The sequence below is a fragment of the Megasphaera geminata F0357 genome (assembly GCF_000239275.1).
GTDB classification, from domain to species: Bacteria; Bacillota; Negativicutes; order Veillonellales; family Megasphaeraceae; genus Megasphaera; species Megasphaera geminata.
Genome location: NZ_JH417616.1, coordinates 46,011 through 66,972, shown reverse-complemented (window position 1 = coordinate 66,972; position 20,962 = coordinate 46,011). Strand labels below are relative to the sequence as shown.

Genomic DNA, 20,962 nt, shown 5'->3' with positions numbered 1-20,962 from the left:
AAAAAAATAATATTTCTAAGTAAGGAGGGAATCGATTTTGGCTAAGAACAATGTAAGAAGCAACAAAAGAAAAGAAAAGAAGCATGTAGAATCCGGCTCTGCCACATCCGGTCATACGTTCAATAATACATCGTCACGATCAGCGATACCAAAGGCAATGCTCTTTCCTGGGCAAGTGCAGGCGGCCTCGGCTTCCGCGGCTCCCGTAAAAGCACGCCTTTCGCTGCTCAGATGGCCGCTGAACAGGCTGCAAAAGCTGCTATGGAACATGGCCTCCGTCAGGTGGAAGTATTCGTAAAAGGCCCCGGTTCCGGCCGTGAAGCCGCAATCCGCGCTCTGCAGGCAGCCGGTTTGGAAGTTAATTCCATTAAAGATGTTACCCCTATTCCGCATAACGGCTGCCGTCCGCCTAAACGGAGACGTGTATAATCGATGGCCTTGAGGCAATTGATTTTGATTCTGGAATAGGAGGATTTTCCACAATGAGTAATGAGAATATATTTAAAGTGACATCCGTTGAGACCAATGATGTAAACTTTGGAAAATTCGTATGCAAGCCTCTTGATCGAGGCTATGGAATCACCTTGGGGAACAGTTTACGACGTGTTCTCTTATCTTCTCTTGAAGGCGTGGCTGTTACGTCGATTAAAATCGACGGTGTTCTTCATGAATTTACTACGATACCCGGCGTACGGGAAGACGTTTCCGAAATCATCCTGAACCTCAAGCAGGTTCGCATGAAGTTTAATACAAAGGAAATAACGGAAGCCGATATTATTGTTGATATTTCGGGAGAATGCGATTTCACGGCTGCAGACCTCAACGTAAACTCAGACATAGAAATTTTGAACCCGGCCCTTCATATTGCGACACTTGATGAAGATGCCCACATTCGTATGCATTGCCATATCGAAAGAGGCAAGGGGTACATCCCTTCCGCCAAGAATAAGAAGGAAACGGACGTTATCGGCGTCATTCCCATCGACTCCATCTTTTCGCCCACATTGCGGGCCAAATATGAAGTGGAAAATGTTCGGGTAGGCAACGAAATGGATTACGATTCGTTGACCATGGAAGTTCAGACAGACGGCAGCATTACGGCAGCCGATGCATTGGCAACGGCTGCCAACATCATGTCGAGCTATTTGGACGAATTCAAAAAACTGGCTACGACGGACGATAAACTGCAGGAAGGTGTTTTCGTCCGTGACAGCAGCGAAGAAGACGCGGAAGGTGCCGAAGGATCCGGCAGAGCGGAAGGCGAGACGGATGAGTCCATTGATCTTCTCCAATTGTCCGTCCGCGCTTCGAACTGCTTGAAACGTGCCAATATTTATACAATCGGTGATTTGGTTGCCCATACGGAAACGGATCTTTCAAAAATCCGTAACCTCGGCAAAAAATCGGTTGATGAGATTATTGTTAAACTCAGAGACTTCGGCCATGAGTTGAAGTCCAATGATGAATAGCAAAGGAGGATGACGATTGTCTTATAGAAAGTTAGGACGCGACAGCTCTGCCCGTAAAGCGCTATTACGCGGCATTGTTACCTCTTTATTCCGGTATGAACGCATCGAAACGACGGAAGCTAAGGCGAAGGAACTCCGTAAAATCGCGGAAAAAATGCTGACCCTTGCTAAACGCGGCGACCTGCACGCACGTCGTCAGGCACTGGCATACATGATGGATAAAGATGTAGTAAAGAAACTCTTTGATGAAGTGGCGCCGAAGTATAAAGACCGCCAGGGCGGATATACGCGCATTATCAAGACCGGTGTCCGTCAGGGCGACGCCGCTCCGATGGTTATCATTGAACTGGTATAAGGAAATCCCTGCTGCAATGCATGTGTATTGCGGCTTGAAGCGTTGCGGGCGACTGCAACGCTTTTCCTTTTAAGCAAAGGAGTAAGATTATGGCATACAGAACCGTACTGGCCGTTAATTTCGGTACAGACAGGTTGCGGCTGTTAAAACATGTCAGTCTGATCGCGCAGGCTAATGTCAAAGCCGTAACGGAAGAGGAAAAAAATAAGACCGTCGGCGAACTCTTGGGGCTTACGGAAGAGGAAGTTGCCGAAATCCACGGCCTCGGACAGGAAAGCACGGAAGAAGGGCAAGGTATTCACGGAAGGAACGGAACCGGTTACACAGGAAGCAATTATTCTCTGCGGCTTTGACAGGGCGGCGGCCCATGAGCTCCTTGAAGCGATTAAACGGGGAAAGCTGAAACATATTCCCTTGAAGGCAATGCTCACGCCGAATAATATTACCTGGAATATTTACACCGTCCTTTACGAACTGCGGCAGGAACATGAATACTTCAGACAGGTTAATTCTAAATAGGGAGATATTTTCATGAGACCGACCACGTTATGTTTTCCCGTCGCGGCGGACGGCAGGCTTCTTTTGGGGTGTAAGAAACGCGGTTTCGGCAACGGTAAATGGAACGGTTTCGGCGGTAAGCTGGAGCCCGGCGAATCCTTCCGTGAATGTGCGGTACGGGAGCTTTATGAAGAGGTATCTCTCCTTGCCGAACCGGAAGCGCTGGAGTATATGGGATTTCTTGATTTTCACTTTACTGCCGCACCGGCAGCCGACCATATTACATACATTTATTTTGTAAAAACGTGGACCGGGAATGCTACCGAGTCGGAAGAAATGGAACCCCGATTTTTTGCGGTTGATCAACTGCCGTATGACCGGATGTGGCAGAGCGATCGAGTGTGGCTGCCTAGGCTTATTAAGGGAGAACGTATTAAAGGCCGCGTTATTTTTGCACCCGACGGCGAAACCGTACAGTCGCTGGAAATAAAAGAAGACAGGCAATAAAAGAGAGGTCCCGCATATACGGGACCTCTTTTCAGAATCGGCTCAGGGGCTTAACTTTCGTATAAACCCGTAGGAGCTTCGGCTATATTGATATAAATATTCTTTGTTTGCGTGTAGTGCTCAAGCGTCGTCTTATCCGTTTCGCGGCCGATTCCTGATTGCTTGTAGCCGCCGAAGGGGGCGCCTGCGGGAATCGTGTTGTACGTGTTCACCCACATACGGCCCGTTTCTACGGCATTTGCCACGCGCAGGGCCCTGTTGATATCGCGTGTCCAGACGGCGCCGCCGAGGCCGTATTCGCTGTCATTGGCCATTGCGATAACTTCTTCTTCCGTCTTGAATTTGATGATGCAGACGACGGGACCGAAGATTTCTTCACGGGCAATCCGCATATCGTTGGTTACGTCGGTGAAGATTGTCGGGCGGACGAAGTTGCCTTTTTCCAGACCGCCGGAAGTGATTTTTTCGCCGCCGCAAACGAGACGGGCTCCTTCTTTCTTCCCGATCTCAACGTAGTCGAGAATTTTCTGTACCTGCTTGCCGTCAATTTGAGCGCCCATCTGCACGCCTTCTTCCCAGGGAAGGCCGACTTTTACGCGATTGAAGCGTTCCGCCAAATCATGGACGAACTTGTCGTAAATACCTTCCTGTACGAAGATACGTGAACCGGCGCAGCATACTTGTCCCTGGTTAAAGAGAATGCCCAGCTGGGCGCCGTCCATTGCCATATCCCACTTGCAATCGTCGAAGAAGATATTTGCCGACTTGCCGCCCAGTTCAAGGGTTGCGGGAACCAATTTTTCCTGTGCCGCTTTGTACACGCTGTAGCCGATTTCCGTCGAGCCTGTGAAGGCGAGCTTCTGTACGTCCGGATGGTCGAGAAGGTACTGGCCCGTGCGGGAACCGCTGCCGGTAATGATATTGACAACCCCTGCCGGTATGATATCGCCGATGAGGCGCATCAGTTCGAGAACACTGAGAGATGTCGTACTCGACGGTTTGAGGACGGTCGTACAACCTGCCGCCAGGACGGGCGCCAGTTTCCATGCCGCCATAAGGAAAGGGAAGTTCCACGGCACGATCTGCCCGACAACGCCGATCGGCTCGTGAACGACCAGACTGAGCGTCTTGTCGTCAAGCATAACGGCACGGCCTTCCTGTGTGCGGACGGCGCCCGCAAAGTAACGGAAGTGATCGGCGCCGAGAGCGATGTCGACCGCCCGTGTTTCGCGGAGCGGTTTGCCGTTGTCAAGAGTTTCCACCATAGCCAGATGTTCGGCATTGGCGTCGATGATGTCGGCGATCCGGAGCAATAAATTCTGTCGTTCAATAAGAGATGTGTGCTTCCATGCGGTCAGGGCTTTTGCAGCCGCTTGTACGGCTTTGTCCACATCTTCTTTTGTAGCTTCCGCTACAATGGAGAGCAGTTCCCCGTTTGACGGATTATATTCGTTGAATGTCTTGCCGTCGCTTGACGGTACCCATTGACCGCCGATATACAAATTGTATGAGTCTTGTACGTAGTTTTTCATCAGATATCTCCTATTTCTATAGTTATAAGCCGTCTTACAATGCCGCTTTTACTGCCGGTTCCAATTCTTCCGGCGTTACGCTTGATTCAAAGCGCGTAACCTGACTGCCGTCACGACTGATGAGAAATTTTGTAAAGTTCCATTTAATGCCGTTTCCTTCAAGATTGTCAGGATAATGCTCGCTGACTACCTGTTTGATCAACTTGCCGGCTTCTTTATCGAGCTCATAGCCTGCAAAAGGAGCGGCGTCACTTAAATAGCTGAAGAGGGGATCCGCACCGTTACCCCGCACATCGACTTTGGCGAAGAGCGGGAAGGTCACGCCGTAATTCAATTTGCAGAATGACTGAACTTCGTCGTTACTGCCCGGTTCCTGTGCAAGGAACTGATTGGACGGGAAGCCGAGAATGACAAAACCCCGGTCCCGATATTTTTTATAAAGTGCTTCGAGGCCTTCGTACTGCGGCGTAAAGCCGCATTTACTGGCCGTATTGACGATAAGAATTACCTTGCCTTTATAATCGGCAAGAGAAACGTCTTCGCCTTTAATATTTTTTACTTTAAAATCATAAACGTTCATAGTAACCACCTCCGGTCAATATATGTATAGGTATGTATCCACTCGGACAAGACAATCAATAATTATTATCCGTTAACTAAAGTATAGTCTGAAATGAAAAATAAATCAATACTCTATAAGTATATTTTTCGAAGAATACATAAAAAGCAACCTGCATATTCATTTATATAAGTTAGGCATACACGGGAGCGTAACGGAATGATATAATAATATAATATTACGGGTATCCGGAGGTATGGACAATGGCTTATATAGAAAGTTTTAACGGCAAGACCCCGCGGATCCATGAATCTGCGATTATTGCGCCTACGGCTGTTCTTATCGGCGATGTTACCGTTGACGAAGGCGTCAGTATCTGGCCGAATACGGTCGTTCGCGGTGATTTTGCGCCTATTTATATCGGTGCATATACGAACATACAGGATAATTCGACGGTTCACGCCGATCTGGATACGCCTTTATGCATTGAGTCCTATGTCCTTATCGGGCACAACTCGATGATTCACGGCATACGCATCGGCACCTGCACGCTCATCGGCATGAGTTCCTGCATTTCCGTGCAGACGGATATCGGCGCCGGCTGTATCGTCGGTGCCGGTTCGGTTTTGCCTCAAGGCAAACGTATTGCCGACAGGTCGCTCATTTTCGGCAGTCCCGCGCGTTTTGTCCGGGAACTTGACGATGCGGCTGTCGCACGGACGAAGCATGAGGTCATGCGGTATCATGATTTTGCCGTACAGTATCCCGGCTGGAAAGTATAAGATAACAGGCTGTAAATAAGGGCGGACGGAGGATTTACCCTCATAATCCGTCCTTTTCTGTGTTATAATAAAACCGTTATTCGTACCTGACGGAATTATTGAGAAATAGGAGATTGTATGAATAAACGGAGTATGCGTATTCTCGGTTTCAATGAAATTCGGGATATGCTCGTTTGCCTGGCGCCGTCACGGCTGTCCAGAGAATTGGCGGGAAAATTAAAGCCTTATAATGATGAAAAAGACCTCGTGCGGAGCCTGAATGATACGGAAGAAGCCGTTATCTGTTCAGAACGGGAAGGCCCGGTGCCCCTGGGAGGGATTGCCGATGTGCGCCCGTACCTGGAAAAGGCGAAACGCGATATCGCCCTTGAGGGCGACGAGTGCCTTGCCGTCTGGGAAAATATACGGCGTTACAGGGAGGTCAAAGAGTTTTTTGCGCCCAGGTACGGCGACTATCCGCAGTTGGCGGAGAAGGCTGCGGCTATCGGCGACTTTTCTTTCTTGGAACGTAAATTTACCTCCGTTTTCAATGAAGAACATCAAATTCGCGATAATGCATCGGCCGAACTTTTACGTCTCCGCGGCAGGATTACGGAGCTTGAACGGCAGACGAAACGATATATCAACACTATTCTGCGAAATAAAGAATATCAGAAATATTTCCAGGATACACTTGTTACGATTCGTAATAACCGCAGCGTTATTCCTGTTAAACAAGAATACAGGCACGCCTTTCCCGGCATTGTCCATGATATGTCCGCCAGCGGCGCGACCCTTTATGTAGAACCGCTTGCCATAGTCGAGGCCGATAACGACTTGCAGGCGGCACGGCTCGGTGAAGCGAAAGAAATTGAGCGTATCTTCCGGCGCCTTACGGCCCTTGTCGCAGGAAACTATGAAGGCCTTATGGAAAGCACGCTTCTTGTCGGCGCCCTGGAATTCGCATTCACGAAGGCGCGCTTGGCTTTACAAATGAAGGCAACGCGGCCGCTTATTTCGCAGAACCGTGTGATAAAACTCTACGATGCGCGCCATCCGCTCATTCCTGCGGATAAAGTTGTCTCCAACACGATTATTCTGGGCGGGGAGTATCGTATTCTCCTCATTACGGGCTCCAATACGGGAGGAAAGACCGTTTCCATGAAGACTCTCGGCCTTCTGGCGCTCATGCACCAGGCCGGTCTTTTTCTTCCCGTACGGGACGGGTCGGAATTACCCGTTTTCGGCGATATTTTTGCCGATATCGGTGACGAACAGGATATTGCCCAAGATCTCAGCACCTTCTCAAGTCATATGAAACAACTTGTTTATATTATTAAGCATGCGACGGCTGAAGACCTCGTCCTGGCGGACGAAATCGGTTCCGGCACGGATCCTGCCGAAGGCGGCGCCCTGGCGATTGCCGTTATGGAAGAGCTTTACCGCAAAGGTGTACTGGCTATGGTGACAACGCATTATAATGAGCTGAAGAATTATGCGTATAATACGGCAGGTATTGAAAACGGCCATGTTGAATTCGATACGAAAACGCTGCGGCCGACATATAAACTGCGTATCGGCTCGGCCGGCAGCAGTCACGCCTTCAGCATCAGCGAACGCCTCGGCATGCCGGCGCCGGTTCTCGATAAAGCCCGTGAGTTGCGCAGCAGGGCACAGGACGTGGATATGGAGGCCGTTTTAACGAAACTTAACAACCAGGTAAAGCAAATGGACGAAGAACAGGCCCTACTGGAAGAAAAGCTGGCGGCTGTAAAGCGTCATGAAGAGGATCTGCGCAGGGAAAAAGAAAAAATCGCTTCCAGGCGTCAGGATATTGTCGAAGCCGGGCGCCGCGAAGCGACGGAACTGAAACGTAACCTGCGCCTTGAAGCGGAACGGATTATTCGGGAGCTGAAACAACAGTCTGCAGAAGACTCCGCCCGGGAGAGAGCCAAGGCCATAGATAAAGCCCGTCGGGCCATTCAGCAGATATCCCTGCCCGATATGGCAGGTCCGAAACGCGATCCCGTCGATCCGAAGCGACTCAAAACAGGCCAGACGGTTTACATCAATTCGCTCGGCGGTCTCGGCACGGTGGAAGAAATAAAGGGCAGGCGGCTTACCGTTTCGGTGCGGGGAATGACCGTCCGCGTCGGTATTACCGATATCAGCGCGCCTTATTTGGAGGAAGTCAGGCAGGAAAAACAGGCCGAAAGGCGGGCGGCCGCCGCTTCGTCCTTCCGGCCCGTGCGGACGGGCCGCGTTGCCACGGAGCTTAACATTATCGGCAAGACGGGGAGCGAAGCTGTTCCTGAAGTTTCGCGTTTCCTCGATCAGGCACTGGCGGCAGGCTTCAGCCCCGTGCGTATTATTCACGGCAAAGGCAGCGGCGCCTTGCGCAGGCAGGTACATGATTATTTGGACACCTTGCCCTTTGTGCGGTCGTATCATCTGGAGGACGCACAAAACGGCGGTGCCGGCGTGACCCTTGTAATTTTCTGAAGCTCTTTTGAGGAGAAAAGAATGGAAGAGTTAAAAAAACGTATTTTGCAGGACGGGCTGATCATAGATAACCGTATTTTAAAGATAGACAGTTTTCTCAATCATCAAATTGATGCGGCTCTTATTATGGATATGGGGCGTGAATTTGCCCGGCGGTTTAACGATATTCACATCGATCGTATTGTGACCATCGAAACCTCGGGCATAGCCGTCGCCTTGGCGACGGCTGTCGCTATGGGCGGTATCCCCCTTGTCTTTGCGCGCAAGAAAAAATCTCTCCTCCTGAAAGACGACATGTATACCGCCGAAATTTACTCGTATACGAAAGAAGAAGCTTATACGGCCGTCATAAGCAGGCACTATTTACCCGCAGGTGAACAGATCCTTATCATTGATGATTTCCTCGCCAGCGGTGCGGCTGCCGCAGGTTTGGTGCAAATGGTTGAAGACGCCGGTTCGACAGTAGCCGGCATAGGGATTGTCGTTGAAAAATCCTTCCAGCCGGGCAGGCGGGCCTTGGCAGGTAAAGGATATCGCGTCGAAGCGTTGGCACGGATTAAGGCGTTTGAGGACAACCGGCCCGTTTTTGCGGAATAAAAAGCGGAGGATATACCGAAAACGGTATATCCTCCGCTTTTTGGAGTACGCTTTTATTCGAGCTCCGGCCTGATGAGTTCTTTTCACGGCTGATGCGCCGGTTTGCCGTCAGGGCGGTATTAGCCGCGCGATTCGGTATATTATGAAAAGATTTTGCAGTCAGTTTATACTGTTATGTTGCGGAACACTTCGCCGATCGGTTCGTGCAGGACCAAATCGGCCGTGCCGTCCATATCCGTGGCGCCCTTGTTGATGAGGACCAGTTTACGGCCTTGGTAGTAATGAACCAGCCCCGCCGCCGGATAAACGACAAGGGAGGTACCGCCGATGATCAGCATGTCCGCTTCACGGATATAACGGACCGTCGCGGCGATGACCCCGTCATCGAGACTTTCCTCGTAGAGGACCACATCCGGTTTGATCGGCCCGCCGCAGGCATCACAAACGGGAATACCGGCGGATGCCTTCATATAAGCGGCATCGAAAAACTTGCGGCACTGCTCGCAATAGTTGCGATGGACGCTGCCGTGCAGCTCCAGCACGTTTTTACTGCCTGCCTTCTGGTGCAGGCCGTCGATGTTTTGCGTGATCACGGCTTTCAGTTTGCCTGCCCTTTCCAGCTCGGCCAGTTTCAAATGGGCGGCATTGGGCGCCGCATCAAGACAAAGCATCTTGTCGCGGTAGAAGCGGTAGAATTCGTCTTTATTATTAACATAAAAGGTATGGCTTAAAATCGTTTCGGGACGGAATTTGTATTTTTGATTGTACAGACCGTCGACGCTGCGAAAATCGGGGATACCGCTTTCCGTAGACACGCCGGCACCGCCGAAGAATACAATGTTATTCGATTCTTTGATCATCAGGGCAAAACGTTCGAGATCAGACATAAGACAGCCTCCTTCAGAGCATATACAATTCATTTAAAAGGTCGGTACGGCTTTTGGGTCTGACATTTTCGTTATGAACAACATGTCAGACCGCGCCGGCTTTCAACGGAGCTTCGCGGGGATTAGTTTTTTCAGATGTGTTTTCTTTCACTATACCATTATTGCAGTCCCTTACCAAGTTAAGTTTTTGTATACAAGGTGTAGAATTGCATAAATATTTATGTAAACAGGGAAAAAATATTGTTGTCCGTCGCTTCGGCAGAAAATTTTATAATGTAAGTCATCATTCGGGAAATATAAAATATTTTAAGATAATAAAATGAATAATTATTGACAAATGAATTTATAAATATTATGATTTCTATATGTGAAAACGAATTTTAATCAAAGGAGAGTACAGGTATGGCTGCACTTATTTTAAATGAACTCGACTATTGGGACAGTATTCTTTACTATCCGGTCCTCGTCATCGTTCTTGTCATTGCCGGCTTTTATTTCACCGGGCGTACAGGCTTCGTTCAGCTGCGCATGTTCGGCGAAAGTATTCGTGTCGTCATGGAAAAACCGCAGCAGGAGAAAGCCATTTCGTCCTTCCAGGCCCTTATGGTTTCTACGGCTTCCCGTGTGGGGACAGGCAATATCATCGGTATTTCCACGGCTATCTGTCTCGGCGGCCCCGGCAGTGTTTTTTGGATGTGGATCATGGCCCTCATCGGCGGCGCCAGCGCCTTCATTGAAAGCACGCTTGCTCAGATCTACAAACGCCGCGGCCATCACGGCGACAGCTACGGCGGTCCGGCCTATTACATCGAAACGGCTTTGCACAGCAGGTTTCTCGGTGCGGTTTTTGCGTTTTTCCTGATTTTGACGTATGCCGGGGGCTTCAATCTCCTCGCATCGTTCAATCTGCAATCGACTTTCGCCGTCTACGGTTTCTATGACAAAGCGACCACGCCCTGGCTCATCGGCGCCGTTTTGGCCGTCCTCGTAGGGTATTGCATTCTCGGCGGCGGTAAGCGCATTGTCCGTACGACTGCGTGGATCGTGCCGCTTATGGGCGCCATCTATATTTTAGCGGCCCTCTATATTGTTTTTACGCATCTCTCGTTTTTGCCGGCCGTATTCGCTATGATTTTTGCCGATGCTTTTGACTTCCGGGCCATTTTCGGCGGCATTGCCGGATCCTGCCTTATGTTAGGTGTAAAACGCGGACTCTACTCGAATGAAGCCGGTATCGGGTCCGCTCCCAACGCGGCGGCTACGGCCGATGTCAGCCATCCTGTCAAGCAGGGGCTCGTACAGATGCTTTCCGTTTTTATCGATACGCTTCTCGTATGTACGGCTACTGCCATGATGTGTCTCTGCTCGGGCGTGCCCATTACGAAGGAGGCGGCCGGAGCCGCCTACGTACAGCAGGCACTTACGGCGGATTTCGGCGCCTTCGGGCCGCTTCTCATCACGATTTGCATGGTTCTCTTTGCATTTTCCACGCTTATCGGCAATCTCTTCTATGTCGACAACTGCCTGACCTTCTTACACGGTTCCGTTCCCGGCAGAGGATTTATGACCTGCTACCGCATAACGGCGGTCCTTATCATCTTTGTCGGTGCCGGAATGTCCATGGCGGCAGCCTGGGATATTGCGGATATCTTTATGGCCTTCATGTGTTTTATCAATATCCCTGCCTGTGCCGTTTTGGGAAGTACGGCCGTAAAAGCGATGAAAGACTATGAAAAACAGAGGAAAGAAGGGAAAAATCCCGTCTTCCTGGCAAAGAATATCGGCCTTGACGATACGGGGCTTGAATACTGGAAATAAGGCAGTATTGTAAAACTCATATGTAAAGCGGCGCAGGAAGCGGTACCCCAAACGGTACCGCTTCTTTTGGCGTTTATGTTGACAGCCTTTCTTCCTTCGGATATATTCAAAGTAGCGAATTTGCGGAAAAAGCGCTTGGTTTAAGGAGAGGCTATGTCATATCTGTCTGAAATAGAAAGCCCGGCTGATCTGAAACGCCTGGCGCCGGCGGAGCTGCCGCGGCTTTGTGCGGAAATCAGAGATGTTCTTATACGGGCCGTAACGGAAAAAGGCGGCCACTTCGGCTCCAATTTAGGTGTGGTCGAACTGACTGTGGCTCTTCATTATGTCTTCCGGTCGCCTGACGATAAAATTGTCTTTGATGTATCGCACCAATGCTATACTCATAAACTTCTGACCGGCCGGAAGGCGAAATTTCTTGATCCCGTCCGCTGGCATGATTACACGGGCTATTCCAGCCCTGCTGAAAGCGAACACGACCATTTCCTCGTCGGCCATACGTCGACCGCCGTCGGCCTTGCTCTGGGTCTGGCCAAGGCGCGGACGGTCCGCGGCCTGTCGCATCATGTTATTGCTCTGGTCGGTGACGGCGCCTTATCCGGCGGCCCCGCCTTTGAAGGCCTGAATAATGCGGGCGAGGCGGACTGTCCGCTTATTATCGTCGTCAACGATAACGATATGTCCATTGCGGAAAATCATGGCGGTATTTATAGGAATTTAAAAGAACTGCGGGATACACGGGGAACAACGGCGAATAATATTTTTCGCGCCTGCGGTCTTGACTACCTGTACGTTCATGACGGTCATGATACGGACGCCCTGATTGCCGCTTTCCGGACGGCAGGGGAGAAAGCAAAGCCCGTTGTCGTGCATGTGCGTACCCGGAAGGGAAATGGCTGTGCCGCGGCGGAGCGTGCGCCTGAAGAATGGCATCATATCAGTGCAAAAAGCGTCGTGAGGCCGCCTATGGCCGAGAGATATGACGGTATTACAAAGACGCTGCTTCTGGAGCGGGCCAAGAGAGATGAAAAACTTGTTGTCATCTGTCCTGCCGTGCCGCTCAATGTCGGGGCCGACTGTGAGTTTCGCCGCCTTCTCGGCGGCCGGTATATTGATGTCGGCATAGCCGAAGGCCATGCCCTGACTTTTGCGGCCGGCCTGGCCAAAGGCGGCGCCCGGCCCGTCGTCCTCGATTACGGCACCTTCTTGCAACGGGCGTACGATCAGCTTATGTTCGATGTGGCCGTCAACGGCAATCCTGTCGTCATTCTCGACTTTGCGTCGAACGGCGGTATTTCCTCTAATGATGCGGCCCACGTTAACATGTATGATCTGGCGATGATGGCTACGGTGCCGGATCTTCTCGGCCTGGCGCCGGCGACGAAGGCCGATTACACGAATATGCTCACATGGGCGCTCACGCTGGCGAGTTGCCCGTCGTCATCCGGGTACCGCAGCATGTCCGTGATTATGCGGCAGGCCCCGTTTTTGACGATACGAACCGGCGTTCTTTCGCCGTTGTTGAAGAAGGGAATACAGTCGCGCTTTTGGGAATGGGGAATTTCTATGACCTGGCCCGCCGCGTGCAGGCTGCTTTGGCTGAGCGGTACGGTATTGCGGCGACGCTCGTCAACCCTCGTGTTTTCACGGAGATCGATACAGCCTGTCTCGACAGGCTGGTGGGGGCGCATCGTCTTGTCGTCACTATGGAAGACGGCATCATCAGTTTCGGTGAGAAAGTAGCCGCTTATTACGGCGCCATTCCCGTGACCGTGCTTACGTACGGCGCGAGCAGAGAATTTACCGACTATGTGCCTCTGGTGGAGCTTTATGAACGGTACGGGCTGACCGTCGAGCACATAGTCCGTGATATAGCCTTACAGCTGGGACGTTAGGCAGGGGCAGGCCGCGTATGTCCGAGAAAGCATACGTCTTGACAAAGGGTGTAAATGCTATTACAATACGGACATATACCGATATATACAAAACGATGAAAAAGACGGTCAGGGCGGGCAACTCGCCAGCGAGTCGGTGACAGTGGAAGACCGGCAGGAAGAGTCCCTGACGGATCACTTTGGAGCTGCAGCCGCGAACCGGCTGCCGGTTAACCGCCGTTACGGGTCTTGAGCGGCTGCGTGTGCAGCCAATAGGGTGGTACCGCGGTGATTACATCTTCGTCCCTTAAGGGATGAAGATGTTATTTTTTTTAAGGAGGAATTACAATGGATTATGGTAAAACCTTGCATCTTCCGGAAACAGAATTCCCGATGCGCGGTAATTTGCCGCAACGGGAACCGGATTTTTTAACATTTTGGCAGGAGCATGATATCTATCATAAGCGTCTCGAAAAGAGAAACGGCGCGCAGAAGTTTATTCTCCATGACGGGCCTCCTTATGCCAACGGTAAGCTGCATATCGGCCACGCCCTGAACAAAGTATTGAAGGATATTATTTTAAAGTATAAAACGCAGCAGGGCTTCTACACGAAATATGTTCCCGGCTGGGATACACACGGCCTGCCGATTGAACATGCCGTTATTAAGGACACCGGTCTTGATCGTCACGATACGTCCCCTCTTGATTTACGCAAACGGTGTCATGATTACGCTCTTGCGCGCGTAACGGAACAGAAAGCGGATTTTATCCGTTTCGGTGTGCTCGGGGATTGGGATCACCCCTACCTTACATTGCAGAAACATATTGAAGTGGCGCAGATCGGCGTTTTCGGCAAAATGGCCAAGAACGGCTATATCTACAAGGGCATGAAGTCGGTCTATTGGTGTCCTCATTGTGAAACGGCGTTGGCGGAAGCGGAAATCGAATATAAGGAAATCAAGTCACATTCCATTTATGTGCGTTTCAAAGCGGCGGACCTGGGTAAACATGCGCCGGCAGGCTTTGACCTTGATCATGCGTATGCGCTTATCTGGACGACGACGCCTTGGACTATTCCGTCCAATATGGCTATTTGCGCCAACGAGGCGATCGAATATGTTTGGGTTAAAGTCGGAGATACCGCGGTGCTTATGGCCAAAGAGCTTGTCGGGCCGACGATGGAAGCGGCAAAGGTTGCGGCGTATGAAGTGCTGCCCGGTGTTATGACGGGAAAGCAGATAGAAGGCCTTGTCTTTCTGCATCCGTTCTATCCGGAGCGCCGCGTTCCCGTTATCCTCGGCGACCACGTTACGCTCGAGGCCGGCACGGGCCTTGTCCATACGGCGCCCGATCACGGCGAAGAAGACTTTGAAGTCTGCAAAAAATATGCCGCCTGGGGTCTCGGCCCTATCGGTACGGTCGGGCCGGACGGCAGATACACAAAGGCCGTTCCCGGCTATGAAGGCAAGTTCGTTCTCGATGTGGACGTCGAAATGATCAAGGCTCTGGCCGCCTGCGGCGCCCTCTTTGCAAAAGGGTCCCTGCGGCATCAGTATGCCCATTGCTGGCGTTGTAAAAATCCCGTTATTTATCGCGCGACGGAACAGTGGTTTTCGTCTGTTGACGGCTATCGTCAAAAAGCGCTCGAAGCCATTGATAAGGTGCAGTGGATCCCCGCCTGGGGCCATGACCGCATTTACAATATGATTCACGACCGCGGCGACTGGTGCATTTCCCGCCAGCGTGTCTGGGGCGTACCCATCCCTATCTTCTACTGCCGCGAACACAATCACGCGGTCATTACGGATGAAACCGTTGCACACTTGCAGGAAATCTTCGCTAAAGAAGGTTCCGATGCATGGTGGGCTCGTACGGAAAAGGAGCTCCTGCCCGAAGGCTTTACGTGCCCTGAATGCGGCTGCACGGAATTCCGTAAAGAATCGGATATTATGGACGTATGGTTTGACAGCGGGTGTACCCACCAGGGCGTTCTGAAGCACGACCCTGAATTGGACTATCCCTGTGAAATGTATCTTGAAGGCTCCGACCAGCATCGCGGCTGGTTCAATTCGTCCCTGCTCACGTCCGTGGCGATTAACGGCATCGCTCCGTACAAGGCCGTCTTGACACACGGTTTTACGGTAGACGGCGAAGGCCGCAAGATGAGTAAGTCCGTAGGCAATACGGTAGCTCCTCAGGAAATCATCGATCAATACGGCGCCGACGTTATGCGTTTGTGGGTATCGTCTGCCGATTATCAGGGCGACGTGCGCCTTTCACCGAAAATCCTGAAACAGCTGAGCGATGTGTATCGCAAGATCCGCAATACCTTCCGGTTCCTTCTCGGCAATATCAATGATTTTAATCCCGAAACGGATGCTGTAGCGTATGCGGATATGACGGAAATCGACAAATGGGCGTTGCTGCGGCTGGAGCAGGTTTTCGAAACGGTTACGGAAGCGTATGAAAACTACCAGTTCCACGTTATGTACCATACGATCCATAACTTCTGCACCGTCGATCTCAGCTCCATCTATCTCGATGTTACCAAGGATCGCGTATATACGGAAAAGGCCGGATCACTTGCCCGCCGCAGTGCGCAGACGGCCATGTATATCATCCTGGATACGCTCGTTAAGATCACGGCGCCTGTTTTGTCCTTTACGGCCGAAGAAGTATGGCAGTTCATGCCGGACGTAGCCGGTAAGGAAGAAAGCGTGCTCCTTACGGATTGGCCGCGGCAGCATAAAGAATATCTCGATGCCGCTCTGGCTGCACGCTGGAATGAATTTCTCTCCTATCGCTCCGACCTCACGCGTATCCTTGAAGGCGCCCGAAAAGACCGTAAGATCGGGCACTCTCTTGATGCCGCCGTTACCATTTACGCAACCGGTGAAGCGTACGATTTTCTCAAAAAATGGGAACCTTACTTGGCTACACTGCTTATCGTCAGTGAAGCTGTGCTTGTTGAGGGCGCCGCGCCGGCAGCGGCTGCCGCCGGAGAAGAACATACGGACATGCAGGTTGTCGTAGAACCGTCACGGTACGGAAAATGCGAACGCTGCTGGACGCATGACAGGACGGTAGGTCAGGATGCGTCACACCCGACGCTTTGTAAACGTTGTGTCGATGCATTAAAATAACACGATCGTACCCGGTTTGAAAATAAAGGGCTGTAATACATGGAGAACGTTGTCTCAGTGTATTACAGCCCTTTACTGATTATGTGCCGCAGTATCAAATGAGTCCGCGGTTTTTTACATATTCTGCCGCGACGTCGTGAGCGCTGCGCCCGTTAACGCGTACTTCATAGTTCATTTGCTGCATTTCTTCTTCCGTAATATTGCCGGACAATTTATTCAGTACGTCTCTTAATTCCGGATGCGCCTCCAGGGTTTCTTCCCGTATGAGCGGCGCTCCCTGGTAAGGCGGGAAAAGATGCTTATCATCTTTTAAGACAACAAGATGATACTGAATCAGCTCGCTGTCTGTCGAATAGGCGTCCGTAATTTGGATAGCGCCGTTGCGGATGGCTTCATAGCGCAGGGCCGGTTCCATCGTTTTGACGTTGAGATGGAGACCGTAGAGGCTTTGCAGTCCTCTGTTGCCGTCCCGGCGGTCCGCAAATTCCAGGGTGAAGCCGGCTACGGCGCTGTTGCTGACACGGGTGAGATCCGAAATGGTGTGCAGTGAATGGGCGGCCGCGTATGTTTCGGAAACGGCTACGGCATATGTGTTTTCATAAGCTGTCGGTTCTAAATAAATCAGTCTGTCCTGGCTGTAAATTCCGTCGCGGCCTTGTTCATAGACCGTGCGGGCCTCTGTCGATGCAGGCGGTTTTTGCTGTAAGAGCGTTGTCGTTACCGTTCCCGTAAACTCCGGATACATATCTATATCGCCGCTTTTCAGGGCTTCATAGAGAAAGGTAGTTTTACCGAAATTCGGCTTTAATTCAACTTCCAGATTTGTATGGTGTTCAATCAGCTCTTTATACATATTGATGAGGATCTCCGGTTCGGGTCCGAGCTTTCCCGCAATGACGATCTTATCATGACGGCCTGAAAAGGGCACGAACGAGGTGATCAGAATAAGAGCAAGCGTACCTAAGAAGCAGGCTATATGGCGCAATGACCGATGTTCCATGAAACGGAGGATAAAATTAAATACTATTGCCAGAAACGCCGATGCGAGGGCACCGATTAAAATGAGGGCGCTGTCGTTGCGATCGATGCCGAGAAGAATGAAAGTGCCCAGGCCGCCGGCGCCGATGAGGGCCGCCAAGGTAGCCGTGCCGATGATCATGACGGCGGCCGTACGTATACCTGCGGTAATGACCGGCAGAGCTAACGGGATTTCATAGTTTTTCAGTTTTTCCGGGCGATTCATGCCGAGTGCTTCGCCTGCCTCCTGAAGGGACGGGTCGATTTCCTGAATGCCCGTGATCGTGTTTTGTAAAATCGGGAAGAGCGCATAGATGACGAGGGCCGTTAAGGCCGGCAGGGAACCGATGCCGAAGATCGGGATCATGAGACCTAGGACGGCCAGCGACGGTAGGGTCTGCATGATGCCCGTGATTTGTACCAATACTTCGGCAATTCCCTTCCTGCGGGCTACCAGGACACCGAGCGGTAAGGCAATGACGATGGCTATGAAAAGGGCGCCCAGTGATAACTGCAGATGCTGTATCAGGGCGATATAAAAGTCATGCTGCCGTTCGATAAAGGTTGTCGCTATACTATTCATGCGAATCACCGCCTAAGCTGAACAGTTGACGGACAAAATCGCTCTGCGGGTTCTCTTTAATCTCCGACGGCGTGCCGATACGGATGATCCTGCCGTTTTCCATGATACAAAGGCGGGAACCCAAACAGAAGGCCTCCGCCATGTCGTGCGTGACGAAAACGATAGTCAGGCCGAATTCCCGGTGCAGATCTTTAATCAGCTCTTGCAGCTGCCTGCGTGATAACGGGTCAAGGGCGCTGAAGGGCTCGTCCATGAGCAGAACCTGCGGTTTGCCGATAAGGGAGCGAATAATGCCGACCCGCTGCTGCTGCCCGCCTGAAAGCTCGCGCGGGTAGCGGTGCATATATTCCTGCGGCGGCAGGCCCAACTTGGTAAGCCACGCTCGGGTTTGTTCTATTGTTTCCGCTTTACTCAGCCCTTTCATCATCGGCACAAGGGCGATATTTTCGGCAACCGTCAGATTAGGAAAGAGGGCGATTTGCTGCAGTACATACCCCGTGTCGAGGCGGAGCGGGCGCAAGGGCAGGGTGCGGATAGCTTTACCGCCGCGCCGGATCGTTCCTTCCGTCGGTTCAATGAGACGGTTCAATAATTTCAATAAGGTCGTTTTGCCGCTGCCGCTGGAACCGACGAGAACGAAGAACTCGCCGTCTTCTATAGTTAAGGTTGCAGCGGCAAGGGAGACGGTCTCTCCGTAGGCTTTGCCGACATTTTCCAATTCAAACATACCGGTTCTCCTGTTGTTTGCGATACGCTTTCCGTAAGGACGGCCGCCGGCTCATTCATCGTGCAGGCCCGCTCCGGTGTCAGTGTGTATACGTTGTTCTGATAATACGGATCTTCGGCTGCTTTGATGATGGCCGTCACACGAAACGGCCCGTTTCCGGCACACGGACGATGCGAAGCTTCAGTTCACTCCGTCCTTTCTGTGTGACAAACGGTTCAGTTCTTCCGACAATTCGGCCGAGAAGACGGCCGTTGTCCGGAGAAGTATATCCTGTTGCCTTTCGGTCAGGCGGGAGAATGCCCTTTCTTCCGCCCTGTCCATCGGCTCGATGATGGAAGCGGCAAATGCTTTGCCGTCGGTTGTCAGGGTAATGAGCTTTTTGCGTTTATCCGCCCCGGAAACCGTGACGGATAAATATCCCTTTCGGGCGAAGGATTTTATGGCGGCGTTAACGACCTGCTTTGTAGAGTATGTGTGGGCGGCAATCGTTTGTTGAGAAATCCCTTGAGGATTCCGGTAAATCCATAAAAGAATTAAGAGGGATTTTGACTGTAAGCCCCATTGACGGGCATAATTTTCATATAAAGAAAATTGTGTATCCCGCAGTCTTGCATATTTCCGGTTCCTCTCTTTTATTTTTCTCGTAATTGCCATACCGTATCCCTCACAAATAATGTCTAAATATAGTCAAAATATTTTACTTTTCAAGAGTATATCCGACCGGCGCTCCGTTGTCAAACAAAACCGAAAAAAGAACAAAAAAAGACGAACAGAATGTTCGCCTTTAGGAATGCTCTCGCAATTATCCTTCTTTAATGCAGTCGTTGAGGTCCGCAATCAGCGCGTCCACATCGATACCGTGAGCGCCGGCGCCTTCGCCGATCGTTTCGAAGTGGGATGCCATGCAGCCTACGCAGCCCAAACCGTAGTCCTGGAAGATCTCGATAATCTGCGGGTATTTCTGTACCGCCTCAATAATGTTTGTGTCTCTGGTAATGGACATACTAATGCCTCCCTGTTATTTTATACTAAGTAAGTAATCTTTCATTCGGCTTTCATTATATCACACTTTATTTGTATTGCCAGTGGCAAATACAACATATAATGCCGTTTTCCGAAACGGTGGGGCGTATAGTTGTTGTCACCGGGCAGAAACTTCGAGGAAATCTTCTGTTTCCGGCGCTTTACGGCCTGGCATACCTCAGCATGCCCTTAAAAAGCGACCGAAGCACTTGAATGATATACAGGAAGATATCATCTTATCGCCAACATTTTCGGTTTTGTTGGGGACTGTCGAGGTTCAGAACCTTTACAACATAAAGATTATAAGAAAAATACGGAGCCTTCTCAAAAGAGAAGGTCTTTACGTGTATTAGGAACATATGAACGGATACTTGCCTGATAATTGCAAGTCAGTGTATAATGACAGTGAAATTATGCGCTGTCACCGAAGAGTCCGCCCCGTTGTGATAGAGAGGCTATTTGTTCAAACTTTAAATGAAGAGGGGGCTTATGAAGGATGGAAAAACTAATCTGCCGCGCAACTCTCTATTTGGAGCACACAAGAATGCGGGTACCCGGAGACAGCAATTAATTACCTAAACCCCGAGAGGGGACGGAAACAAATTTCGTTGCTTATTACAAGTAAATCGCTTGTCCAATTAATTACCTAAACCCCGAGAGGGGACGGAAACCCGCGTTTCAACGCATCCGTCCGCGTTCTGTATCACCAATTAATTACCTAAACCCCGAGAGGGGACGGAAACAAGAGAGGTTTGGCCATGATAAAGAGAAATTTATTGAGCAATTAATTACCTAAACCCCGAGAGGGGACGGAAACACTCATTTTCCAAGAACAATTCACCACAGCATTCGCAACCAATTAATTACCTAAACCCCGAGAGGGGACGGAAACAGGTAGTACAGATTGCGGATAGAATTTTTTTCATTCCAATTAATTACCTAAACCCCGAGAGGGGACGGAAACTAAACCACAATACGAACTCCATAATTAAACACCACCTTTCAATTAATTACCTAAACCCCGAGAGGGGACGGAAACGGATGTAAATAAATTCATCATCACAGATTCTCCATCCGCAATTAATTACCTAAACCCCGAGAGGGGACGG

18 protein-coding genes, 2 pseudogenes and 1 CRISPR repeat array are annotated in these 20,962 nt (G+C 50.7%); of the genes and pseudogenes, 13 read left to right on the top strand and 7 right to left on the bottom strand.

The window, feature by feature from the left end; translation table 11 throughout:
• The first annotated feature begins 37 nt into the window (after positions 1 to 37).
• The 6 genes and pseudogenes from rpsK to HMPREF0080_RS08775 all read left to right on the top strand — a co-directional run bounded on the left by rpsK (position 38) and on the right by HMPREF0080_RS08775 (position 2,829).
• Positions 38 to 429: pseudogene (gene rpsK, locus HMPREF0080_RS08795) on the top strand (30S ribosomal protein S11).
• Between the two features lie 53 nt (positions 430 to 482).
• Positions 483 to 1,469, top strand: coding sequence for a DNA-directed RNA polymerase subunit alpha (locus HMPREF0080_RS08790; protein ID WP_006791128.1), 987 nt, complete (start codon positions 483 to 485; stop codon positions 1,467 to 1,469).
• Positions 1,470 to 1,485: 16 nt separating this feature from the next.
• Positions 1,486 to 1,824: a 50S ribosomal protein L17 gene (rplQ, locus tag HMPREF0080_RS08785; protein ID WP_006791127.1), complete on the top strand. Its 339-nt coding sequence runs from the start codon at positions 1,486 to 1,488 to the stop codon at positions 1,822 to 1,824.
• An 89-nt stretch (positions 1,825 to 1,913) separates the two neighbouring features.
• The gene (locus HMPREF0080_RS11145) at positions 1,914 to 2,177 is read left to right on the top strand and encodes a DNA-directed RNA polymerase subunit alpha C-terminal domain-containing protein (RefSeq protein WP_006791126.1); all 264 of its coding nucleotides are present in this window, start codon (positions 1,914 to 1,916) and stop codon (positions 2,175 to 2,177) included.
• Positions 2,071 to 2,343: a DUF3783 domain-containing protein gene (locus HMPREF0080_RS11140; RefSeq protein WP_245527273.1), complete on the top strand. Its 273-nt coding sequence runs from the start codon at positions 2,071 to 2,073 to the stop codon at positions 2,341 to 2,343. Before HMPREF0080_RS11145 ends, HMPREF0080_RS11140 begins: the two co-directional genes overlap by 107 nt.
• A gap of 12 nt (positions 2,344 to 2,355) precedes the next feature.
• Positions 2,356 to 2,829 carry an 8-oxo-dGTP diphosphatase gene (locus HMPREF0080_RS08775; protein ID WP_006791125.1) on the top strand — a complete coding sequence of 158 codons (474 nt, stop codon included), beginning with the start codon at positions 2,356 to 2,358 and terminating at the stop codon, positions 2,827 to 2,829.
• A gap of 50 nt (positions 2,830 to 2,879) precedes the next feature.
• On the opposite strand, the gene HMPREF0080_RS08770 is transcribed toward HMPREF0080_RS08775, so the two are convergent.
• Together HMPREF0080_RS08770 and HMPREF0080_RS08765 are read right to left on the bottom strand one after the other, a co-directional pair.
• The gene (locus HMPREF0080_RS08770) at positions 2,880 to 4,361 is read right to left on the bottom strand and encodes an aldehyde dehydrogenase family protein (protein WP_006791124.1); all 1,482 of its coding nucleotides are present in this window, start codon (positions 4,359 to 4,361) and stop codon (positions 2,880 to 2,882) included.
• A gap of 34 nt (positions 4,362 to 4,395) precedes the next feature.
• Positions 4,396 to 4,941, bottom strand: a complete 546-nt coding sequence (locus HMPREF0080_RS08765) for a glutathione peroxidase (RefSeq protein ID WP_006791123.1) — start codon at positions 4,939 to 4,941, stop codon at positions 4,396 to 4,398.
• 242 nt (positions 4,942 to 5,183) lie between these two features.
• Between HMPREF0080_RS08765 and HMPREF0080_RS08760 the strand changes: the two genes are divergently transcribed.
• From HMPREF0080_RS08760 to HMPREF0080_RS08750, 3 genes are all read left to right on the top strand, one after another.
• Positions 5,184 to 5,702 carry a gamma carbonic anhydrase family protein gene (locus HMPREF0080_RS08760; protein ID WP_006791122.1) on the top strand — a complete coding sequence of 173 codons (519 nt, stop codon included), beginning with the start codon at positions 5,184 to 5,186 and terminating at the stop codon, positions 5,700 to 5,702.
• Positions 5,703 to 5,819: 117 nt separating this feature from the next.
• Positions 5,820 to 8,183, top strand: a complete 2,364-nt coding sequence (locus tag HMPREF0080_RS08755) for an endonuclease MutS2 (protein ID WP_006791121.1) — start codon at positions 5,820 to 5,822, stop codon at positions 8,181 to 8,183.
• Positions 8,184 to 8,204: 21 nt separating this feature from the next.
• Positions 8,205 to 8,780, top strand: coding sequence for a xanthine phosphoribosyltransferase (locus HMPREF0080_RS08750; RefSeq protein WP_006791120.1), 576 nt, complete (start codon positions 8,205 to 8,207; stop codon positions 8,778 to 8,780).
• 164 nt (positions 8,781 to 8,944) lie between these two features.
• Here the strand turns inward: HMPREF0080_RS08750 and HMPREF0080_RS08745 are convergent, their stop codons facing one another.
• Positions 8,945 to 9,667, bottom strand: coding sequence for an NAD-dependent protein deacylase (locus HMPREF0080_RS08745; protein ID WP_006791119.1), 723 nt, complete (start codon positions 9,665 to 9,667; stop codon positions 8,945 to 8,947).
• 402 nt (positions 9,668 to 10,069) lie between these two features.
• On the opposite strand from HMPREF0080_RS08745, the gene HMPREF0080_RS08740 reads away from it, so the two are divergent.
• The 4 genes and pseudogenes from HMPREF0080_RS08740 to ileS all read left to right on the top strand — a co-directional run bounded on the left by HMPREF0080_RS08740 (position 10,070) and on the right by ileS (position 16,503).
• The gene (locus HMPREF0080_RS08740; protein ID WP_006791118.1) at positions 10,070 to 11,485 is read left to right on the top strand and encodes an alanine/glycine:cation symporter family protein; all 1,416 of its coding nucleotides are present in this window, start codon (positions 10,070 to 10,072) and stop codon (positions 11,483 to 11,485) included.
• A 153-nt stretch (positions 11,486 to 11,638) separates the two neighbouring features.
• Positions 11,639 to 12,910 (top strand): annotated as a pseudogene (locus tag HMPREF0080_RS08735) (1-deoxy-D-xylulose-5-phosphate synthase); the annotation flags it as partial.
• A complete protein-coding gene (locus HMPREF0080_RS11135) occupies positions 12,895 to 13,380 on the top strand; it encodes a transketolase C-terminal domain-containing protein (RefSeq protein ID WP_006791116.1) in 486 nt (161 codons plus the stop codon). The pseudogene HMPREF0080_RS08735 and the gene HMPREF0080_RS11135, both read left to right, overlap by 16 nt.
• A 327-nt stretch (positions 13,381 to 13,707) precedes the next feature.
• On the top strand, positions 13,708 to 16,503 hold the full coding sequence (gene ileS, locus HMPREF0080_RS08730; RefSeq protein WP_006791115.1) for an isoleucine--tRNA ligase: 2,796 nt from the start codon (positions 13,708 to 13,710) through the stop codon (positions 16,501 to 16,503).
• A 94-nt stretch (positions 16,504 to 16,597) separates the two neighbouring features.
• Here the strand turns inward: ileS and HMPREF0080_RS08725 are convergent, their stop codons facing one another.
• The 4 genes from HMPREF0080_RS08725 to HMPREF0080_RS08710 form a co-directional block, all read right to left on the bottom strand.
• Complete coding sequence (locus HMPREF0080_RS08725) at positions 16,598 to 18,103, bottom strand: ABC transporter permease/substrate-binding protein (RefSeq protein WP_006791114.1); 1,506 nt, start codon at positions 18,101 to 18,103, stop codon at positions 16,598 to 16,600.
• A complete protein-coding gene (locus HMPREF0080_RS08720) occupies positions 18,096 to 18,830 on the bottom strand; it encodes an ATP-binding cassette domain-containing protein (RefSeq protein ID WP_006791113.1) in 735 nt (244 codons plus the stop codon). Before HMPREF0080_RS08720 ends, HMPREF0080_RS08725 begins: the two co-directional genes overlap by 8 nt.
• A gap of 180 nt (positions 18,831 to 19,010) precedes the next feature.
• The gene (locus HMPREF0080_RS08715) at positions 19,011 to 19,484 is read right to left on the bottom strand and encodes a MarR family winged helix-turn-helix transcriptional regulator (RefSeq protein ID WP_006791112.1); all 474 of its coding nucleotides are present in this window, start codon (positions 19,482 to 19,484) and stop codon (positions 19,011 to 19,013) included.
• Positions 19,485 to 19,632: 148 nt separating this feature from the next.
• Positions 19,633 to 19,833: a DUF1858 domain-containing protein gene (locus HMPREF0080_RS08710; protein WP_006791111.1), complete on the bottom strand. Its 201-nt coding sequence runs from the start codon at positions 19,831 to 19,833 to the stop codon at positions 19,633 to 19,635.
• Between the two features lie 584 nt (positions 19,834 to 20,417).
• A CRISPR array of direct repeats spans positions 20,418 to 20,892; the repeat unit is 36 nt; unit sequence CAATTAATTACCTAAACCCCGAGAGGGGACGGAAAC.
• Positions 20,893 to 20,962: the final 70 nt, after the last annotated feature.